The sequence below is a fragment of the Aminobacter sp. P4_H6_2 genome, assembly GCF_056400805.1.
In genome coordinates this window covers 1-7,260 of record NZ_JBFUKO010000271.1, presented here as the reverse complement: position 1 = coordinate 7,260, position 7,260 = coordinate 1, and the positions used below count along the sequence as shown (strand labels likewise).

Genomic DNA, 7,260 nt, shown 5'->3' with positions numbered 1-7,260 from the left:
CACCATGACTGCTTTGCGCCTCGGGCGCGGCCGCGCATGGGTATCACTCCAAGAGGAAAAATGCCGACGCTTAGCTCCCAGATCTCGCCTTCCTCCGAAAGCTTCAAGTCCAATGCCGCGCGCCTGCGAACGCTGGTGGCTGACATCAGCGAGAAGGCTGCAACGGTGGAGCGCGGCGGTTCGGAGGACGCGCGCAAGCGGCACGCCTCGCGTGGAAAGCTGTTGCCGCGCGAACGCCTGGCGCAACTGCTCGACGCCGGCTCGCCTTTCCTTGAGGTCGGCCAGTTCGCCGCCTGGGGGCTTTATGGCGGCGACATCGCATCGGCCGGGCTGATCGCGGGCATCGGTCGGGTTGAAGGCACCGAGGTCATGGTGGTGGTCAACGACGCCACGGTGAAGGGCGGCACCTACTACCCGCTGACGGTGAAGAAGCACCTGCGCGCGCAAGAGATCGCGCTGCAGAACAATCTGCCCTGCATCTATCTCGTTGATTCCGGCGGGGCGAACCTGCCCAACCAGGACGAGGTTTTTCCCGACCGCGATCACTTCGGCCGCATCTTCTTCAACCAGGCCAACATGTCGGCCGCCGGCATTCCGCAGATCGCCTGCGTCATGGGTTCGTGCACGGCGGGCGGCGCGTATGTGCCGGCGATGTCGGACGAAACGATCATGGTACGCAACCAGGCGACCATCTTCCTGGCCGGTCCGCCATTGGTGAAAGCGGCGACGGGCGAAGACGTGAGTGCCGAGGAACTGGGCGGTGCCGACCTGCACACGCGCGTCTCCGGCGTCGCCGACCACTACGCAGTGGACGACGAGCACGCGCTGGCGATTGTCAGGCGCATCGTCAAAAACCTGAATCGGAAGAAGGACATCGGGCTCGTCTTGAAAAAAGCGATTCCGCCTGTTCATGCGCCGGAAGAGGTTTATGGCGTGATTCCCGCCGACCTGCGCCAGCCTTACGACGYGCGCGAGGTGATCGCGCGYGTGGTCGACGGCTCCGAGTTCGACGAGTTCAAGCAGAATTACGGCACGACGCTGGTGACGGGCTTCGCTCATATCCACGGCATGCCGGTCGGCATCATCGCCAACAATGGCGTGCTGTTTTCCGAGAGCGCTCTCAAGGGCGCGCATTTCATCGAGCTGTGCTGCCAGCGCAAGATCCCGCTGGTGTTCCTGCAGAACATCACGGGTTTCATGGTGGGGGCGAAATACGAGGCCGGCGGCATCGCCAAGGACGGCGCCAAGCTGGTGACAGCGGTGGCGACGGCACAGGTTCCGAAGGTCACGGTCATCATCGGCGGCTCGTTCGGGGCCGGCAATTATGGCATGTGCGGGCGGGCCTACTCGCCGCGCTTCCTGTGGATGTGGCCGAACGCGCGCATCTCGGTGATGGGCGGCGAGCAGGCAGCAACGGTGCTCGCCATGGTCAAGCGAGAGGGCATCGAGCGCAAGGGCGGCACCTGGTCGAAGCAAGAGGAGGCCGAATTCCGGGCGCCGATCCTCGAAAAATACGAGCGCGAAGGCCACCCGCTCTATTCGTCGGCACGGCTGTGGGACGACGGCATCATCGACCCGGCGCGGACGCGCGAGGTGCTGGCGCTCAGCCTGTCCGCCGCGCTCAACGCGCCGGTGGCCGACACCAAGTTCGGCGTGTTCAGGATGTGATGGGGGATCAAGCAATGTTTTCGAAAATCCTCATCGCCAATCGTGGCGAAATCGCCTGCCGCGTCATCCGCACGGCCCGCAAGATGGGTGTGAAGACGGTTGCCGTTTATTCGGACGCGGACGCGCGCGCGCTGCATGTGTCGATGGCCGACGAGGCCGTGCACATCGGTGGCTCGCCGGTGGCCGAGAGCTATCTGCGCGGCGACGTCATCATCACGGCTGCCAAGGCGACCGGTGCCGAGGCGATCCATCCGGGCTATGGCTTTCTGTCGGAAAACCCCGATTTCGTCGACCAGGTGACGCAAGCCGGCCTCGTTTTCATCGGGCCGTCGGCGGATTCGATCCGCGCCATGGGCCTCAAGGATGCCGCCAAGCGGCTGATGGAAAAGGCCGGCGTGCCGGTGGTTCCCGGCTATCACGGCGAAGCGCAGGAGATCGTCATCCTCGCCACCAAGGCGCGCGAGATCGGCTATCCCGTGCTGATCAAGGCCCGCGCCGGTGGCGGCGGCAAGGGCATGCGTCGTGTCGACCATCCAGATGAGTTTCCCGACGCGCTGTCGGGCGCGCGGCGCGAGGCCAAGGCCGCTTTCGGCGACGACCGGGTGCTGGTCGAAAAATATGTCGACAAGCCGCGCCATATCGAGGTGCAGGTGTTCGGCGACAATTTTGGCAATGCAGTGCATTTGTTCGAGCGCGACTGCTCGGCCCAGCGTCGCCACCAAAAGGTGATCGAGGAAGCCCCTGCCCCCGGCATGACGCCGGAGCTGCGCGCGGCGATGACCGAGGCCGCAGTGAAAGCGGCCAAGGCAATCGGATATTCGGGTGCTGGAACGATCGAGTTCATCGTCGATGCCTCGGACGGGCTCAAGCCCGATCGCTTCTGGTTCATGGAGATGAACACGCGGCTTCAGGTCGAACATCCGGTGACCGAGATGGTGACAGGCGTCGACCTTGTCGAGTGGCAGCTCCGGGTCGCCTCCGGCGAGGAACTGCCTTTGGCGCAGGACGGCATCGGGCTTGATGGCCATGCCTTCGAAGCAAGGCTCTATGCCGAAGACCCGGCCAAGGGCTTTCTGCCGGCGATCGGCACGCTGCATCATCTCAGTTTCCCGACCGAAACGGCTGCGGGCACCGAGATCCGTGTGGAAACAGGCGTGCGCCAAGGCGACGCCATTTCACCCTTCTACGACCCGATGATTGCCAAGGTGGTGACGCACGGGCCGGACCGAGCCACCGCACTCGACGCGCTGGCCGATGCGGTCTCGCGCACTGAGGTGGCGGGATCGACCACTAATGCAGCGTTCCTGGCAGCTCTTGCCCGCGACCCGGACTTCGCTTCAGGCGATGTCGACACCGGCCTTATCGGCCGAAAGCAGGACGAACTCACCACGACTGCCGCACCCGGCAGCCGGGCCATCGCGCTCGCCGCCTTGGCGGCGACCGGAGCAACGGCATCGGTTGCCTCGGACGATCCGTGGTCGGGGCTGACCGGCTACGCCCATTTCAACCCGCTGGCACGGCGGGCAACGCTGTCGTTTAGCGGTGCGGAGATCGTGGCCCACATCACGGCGCGACCGGACGGGCGTTTCGACGTCAGGCCGGAAGGCGGAGAGGCCTTTGTGCTTGCTGCAGGGACAACAAACGCCGGCGCAACTGTTGCCGCCTGGCCCGGCCACATCACTGTGTTCGAGAACGGCCGCTCCTTCGACTTCGTCATCAGCGATCCGTTCGCACGTGCTGCCGAGATCGGCGAAGGCACATCGAGCATGCGGGCGCCGATGCCGGGCCTGGTGAAGCTTGTGCGCGCCGCCAAGGGCGACAAGGTGAGCAAGGGCCAGCCGCTGCTGGTGCTAGAAGCGATGAAGATGGAACACACCATCACCGCCACCCATGATGGTTTGATCAGCGAGATCGCCACCGAAGGCGCGCAGGTGACGGATGGAACAGTGCTGGTGCGTTTCGAAGAATAACCGGCACCATTGCGATTTGTGCATAAGAGATCAGCCCGAAAATCGGTTTCGATTTTCGGGCTGATGTTTTAGTGCTGCATTGCAGCAATCATAGACAGGCGAGCCCGTGACTGACACCAACAGCGATGCCGTACCGCACAGGCAGTACGAAGATGTGCTGGCGCTGCTGACAGGCACGATGCTGGTGGCGCTGGGGCTGGTGCTCTACACCCATGCCGGGCTGATCACAGGAAGCTCCGCCGGGCTTGCGCTGCTCATCCAGTATGTCACCGGCTATGGCTTTGGTGCCGTGTTCTTCGTCATCAACCTGCCGTTCTACTACCTCGCGGTGAAGCGCATGGGCTGGCCGTTCGCGCTGCGCACATTCGCTACGGTGGCCCTGATTTCGGTTCTGTCGCAGCTGACGCCCAACTGGATCGGCATCGGGCATCTGAACCCGCTCTATGCGGCTGTTGCCGGCGGCGGCCTGATGGGCATGGGCCTTTTGGTGCTGTTTCGCCATCGTGCCGGGCTCGGCGGCTTCAACATACTGGCGCTCTACTTGCAAGATCATCATGGCATCCGCGCCGGCTATTTCCAGCTCGCGGTCGACCTCACGATCCTGATCGTGTCGCTGTTTTACATTGAACTCGACAAGGTCGCACTATCGGTGGTGGGGGCTGCGGTGCTCAACCTGATCATCGCCATCAACCACCGCCCCGGCCGCTATGTCGGCATGAGCTGAGCGGAAACGAAAAAGCCGCGCCAGGCGGCGCGGCCTTCTCCTTAGCGATTGTCTGGCCGATCAGTTCGCAGTCGGCTGCTTTGTCTTCCTGAGATAGGGCAGCACGCGCTCGAACGAGCCGAAACGCTTGATGGCGTCCTCGTCCGACACGGCGGCTGTGACGATGACGTCGTCGCCCTGTTTCCACTGCACCGGGGTCGCGACCTGATACTTGGCGGTCAGCTGGATCGAATCCAGCGCGCGCAGGATCTCGTCGAAGTTGCGGCCGGTCGACATCGGGTAGGTCAGGGTCAGCTTGACCTTCTTGTCGGGGCCGATGACGAACACCGAGCGCACGGTGGCGTTGTCGGCGGGCGTGCGCCCTTCCGAGCTGTCGCCGGCACTTGCCGGCAGCATGTCGTAGAGCTTGGCCACCGCAAGCGTGGGATCGCCGATCATCGGATAATCGACCTTGTTGCCCGACAGCTTTTCGATGTCGGCCTTCCATTTGTGGTGGTTTTCGACCGGATCGACCGAAATGCCGATCATCTTGGCATTACGCTTGGCGAAATCCGCCTTCAGCCCGGCCATATAGCCGAGTTCGGTGGTGCAGACCGGGGTGAAATCCTTGGGATGGGAAAAGAGGACCGCATAACCGTCGCCGATCCAGTCGTGGAAGTTGATCGGGCCTTCCGTGGTGTCGGCTTTGAAGTCTGGGGCGGTGTCATTGATACGAAGGCTCATAGTCGGTTCCTCCTGAATTCGACGCACACTTTCCGCCGGCCAGAACGGCCCAAGTTCGGCGCCCGTGTGCGAATGCGCCATCTTGCGCCAAGCCCGCGAAAACGACAATGGCCGGGACATGCCCGGCCATTGAAAGCAACAATCCGAAATCTAGCTTACTGCTTGATCGGCGCGTACTTGCCGTCATGCCACTGGTTGATGTCGTAGCTGGCGTTCTTGAGGTCGCCCTTCTCGTCGAAGACGACGTCGCCGACAACGGTGCTGATCGGCTTCCCGTCCTTCAGCGCCTCGGCGACCTTGATCGGATCGTCGGTGCCCGCACGCTCGATGCCCTGCGCGAAGGCCTGGATCGTGGCGTAGGAGAACAGCGTGAAGCCTTCCGGCACGAAACCGCCGGCCTTGATCTTCTCGATCGCTTCCTTGGCTTCGGGCTTGGCCTGCGGATCGGACGGGAACACGAACATCGTGCCCTCACCGGCGGGGCCGGCGATCTGCCAGAATTCCGGCGAGGCGATCGAGTCGGGCATGATCAGCTGGAACTTGAAGCCCTGCTCGGCCGACTGGCGCAGGATGAGGCCGGCTTCGGGGTGGTAGCCACCGAAATAGACCACGTCGGCCTTCAGTTCCTTGAGCTTGGTGACGAGCGCCGAATAGTCCTTTTCGCCGGCATTGATGCCTTCGTAGAGGATTTCCGTGAGGCCGCCGGTGTTCATGGTCTTTCGGACGGCGTCGGCCACGCCCTGGCCGTAGGCGCTCTTGTCGTGCAGCACGACGACGTTCTTGCCCTTGTACTTCTCGGCGATCCATGGCCCGATGAAGGCACCCTGGGCGTCGTCGCGCGTATAGAGGCGCATGATCGTCGACCAGCCCTTGGCGGCAGCGTCGTCGGTCATGATCGGGTTCGACGAGGCCGGCGACATCATCAGCGCGCCGCTCTCGGCATAGACGGCGGAAGCCGGGATGCTCGAGCCCGAGCAGGCATGGCCGTCGATGAACTTGATGCCATTGGCAACGATGCGGTTGGCGACCGAAACCGCCTGCTTGGGATCGCAGACGTCGTCTTCAACCGAAAGCTTGAGCTGGCGGCCCATGACGCCGCCCTTTTCGTTGATCGCCTTGACCGCCGCTTCGGCGCCCTGTTTGAACTGGTCACCGATATTGGCGAGCTGGCCGGTCATCGGGCCGACCACCGCAATACCGATATCTTCTGCGAATGCCACACTGGCGCTGAGCGACAGCGCGAGCAATGCGCCAATAGAACGTTTCAAATGCATTGGTTCCTCTCCCTTGGACGCGAAGGACATGCCGGATTCGCGCCACACGTACAATCATCGAAAGCTGTCAGCACGGCCATGACTTGTCTTGGCGCATAGGCAGCAGGATATTGTGCCTGCACGTGCTTATGCAACCCGGCGACAAGCCGCCAGTTCAATTCTAAAACGAAAAAGCCGCGCCGATCTTGTATCGATCGGTCGCGGCCTTTTTCGTGGAAACTCCGCGAGGCGTCTTTGGCCTTCTCAGGAGTTCGCCTGCCCTGTTTGTTTTCTTTCTTGCGCGCCTCGCCCGTCCTTCAGACCGTCGCGCTCTTTTTGTTGGAAGCCGCCATGAAGGCGACCTCGATCTTCCCCCCGGAAGCAGAAGCTATCAGTGCATCGTCATCCATTCGCGCGCTTCGCGCAGCGCCTTGACGATGTCGAGCTTGGACATCGAGCCGGACAGCTCCGAGCGCAGCTCGGCGGCGCGGGCGGAGCCCTTGATCGCAGCGATGTTGAACCATTTGTGGGCGGCGACAACGTCGACTTCGCAATCGCGGCCGGTCGCATACATCATGCCCAATTCAAGAAGAATGTCGGCCTGAGCGGTGGAACCCATCGCGCCGAAGCCAGCCTCAAAGATTTCGAAACGTGCCATTTTCTTATCCCCTGCCTGTCCCCTGAGAGCAGGCTCGGTGGTGTCCCCCGCAGCTGCCCTTTCGATGCTTTCGAGAATGCCGTGGAGCTTTGAATCCGCCGTTAAATGGCGTGCTTAACTCGAAGAAAACAAAACTAAAACAAAGGGTAAAGCTTGGAATTCATTAAGGATAGGAGTCCTTGAGCCGACTGGGATTTGCAGAAAATGCGATGAAAATTCGCTGGTGCGCGGCTAAGCCTTTGATAACCACGCGACGCATTCACG

At 62.3% G+C, this 7,260-nt stretch carries 6 protein-coding genes; 3 read left to right on the top strand and 3 right to left on the bottom strand.

Features of this window, described 5'->3' with window-relative positions; translation table 11 throughout:
• The first annotated feature begins 60 nt into the window (after positions 1-60).
• The 3 genes from AC1DUU_RS18625 to AC1DUU_RS18615 all read left to right on the top strand — a co-directional run bounded on the left by AC1DUU_RS18625 (position 61) and on the right by AC1DUU_RS18615 (position 4,362).
• The gene (locus tag AC1DUU_RS18625; RefSeq protein WP_476784888.1) at positions 61-1,668 is read left to right on the top strand and encodes a carboxyl transferase domain-containing protein; all 1,608 of its coding nucleotides are present in this window, start codon (positions 61-63) and stop codon (positions 1,666-1,668) included.
• A 14-nt stretch (positions 1,669-1,682) separates the two neighbouring features.
• The gene (locus AC1DUU_RS18620) at positions 1,683-3,638 is read left to right on the top strand and encodes an acetyl/propionyl/methylcrotonyl-CoA carboxylase subunit alpha (RefSeq protein WP_476784887.1); all 1,956 of its coding nucleotides are present in this window, start codon (positions 1,683-1,685) and stop codon (positions 3,636-3,638) included.
• A gap of 106 nt (positions 3,639-3,744) precedes the next feature.
• Complete coding sequence (locus AC1DUU_RS18615) at positions 3,745-4,362, top strand: YitT family protein (RefSeq protein ID WP_476784886.1); 618 nt, start codon at positions 3,745-3,747, stop codon at positions 4,360-4,362.
• Between the two features lie 60 nt (positions 4,363-4,422).
• Here the strand turns inward: AC1DUU_RS18615 and AC1DUU_RS18610 are convergent, their stop codons facing one another.
• The 3 genes from AC1DUU_RS18610 to AC1DUU_RS18600 form a co-directional block, all read right to left on the bottom strand.
• A complete protein-coding gene (locus AC1DUU_RS18610; RefSeq protein WP_476784885.1) occupies positions 4,423-5,085 on the bottom strand; it encodes a peroxiredoxin in 663 nt (220 codons plus the stop codon).
• A gap of 155 nt (positions 5,086-5,240) precedes the next feature.
• Positions 5,241-6,359 carry an ABC transporter substrate-binding protein gene (locus AC1DUU_RS18605; protein ID WP_476784884.1) on the bottom strand — a complete coding sequence of 373 codons (1,119 nt, stop codon included), beginning with the start codon at positions 6,357-6,359 and terminating at the stop codon, positions 5,241-5,243.
• A 370-nt stretch (positions 6,360-6,729) separates the two neighbouring features.
• Positions 6,730-6,996: a sel1 repeat family protein gene (locus AC1DUU_RS18600; RefSeq protein WP_476784883.1), complete on the bottom strand. Its 267-nt coding sequence runs from the start codon at positions 6,994-6,996 to the stop codon at positions 6,730-6,732.
• Positions 6,997-7,260: the final 264 nt, after the last annotated feature.

Coding starts and splice junctions, on each gene's coding strand:
- AC1DUU_RS18620 (WP_476784887.1), top strand. CDS start 1,683: ATGTTTTCGAAAATCCTCATCGCCAATCGTGGCGAAATCGCCTGCCGC.
- AC1DUU_RS18610 (WP_476784885.1), bottom strand. CDS start 5,085: ATGAGCCTTCGTATCAATGACACCGCCCCAGACTTCAAAGCCGACACC.
- AC1DUU_RS18605 (WP_476784884.1), bottom strand. CDS start 6,359: ATGCATTTGAAACGTTCTATTGGCGCATTGCTCGCGCTGTCGCTCAGC.
- AC1DUU_RS18600 (WP_476784883.1), bottom strand. CDS start 6,996: ATGGCACGTTTCGAAATCTTTGAGGCTGGCTTCGGCGCGATGGGTTCC.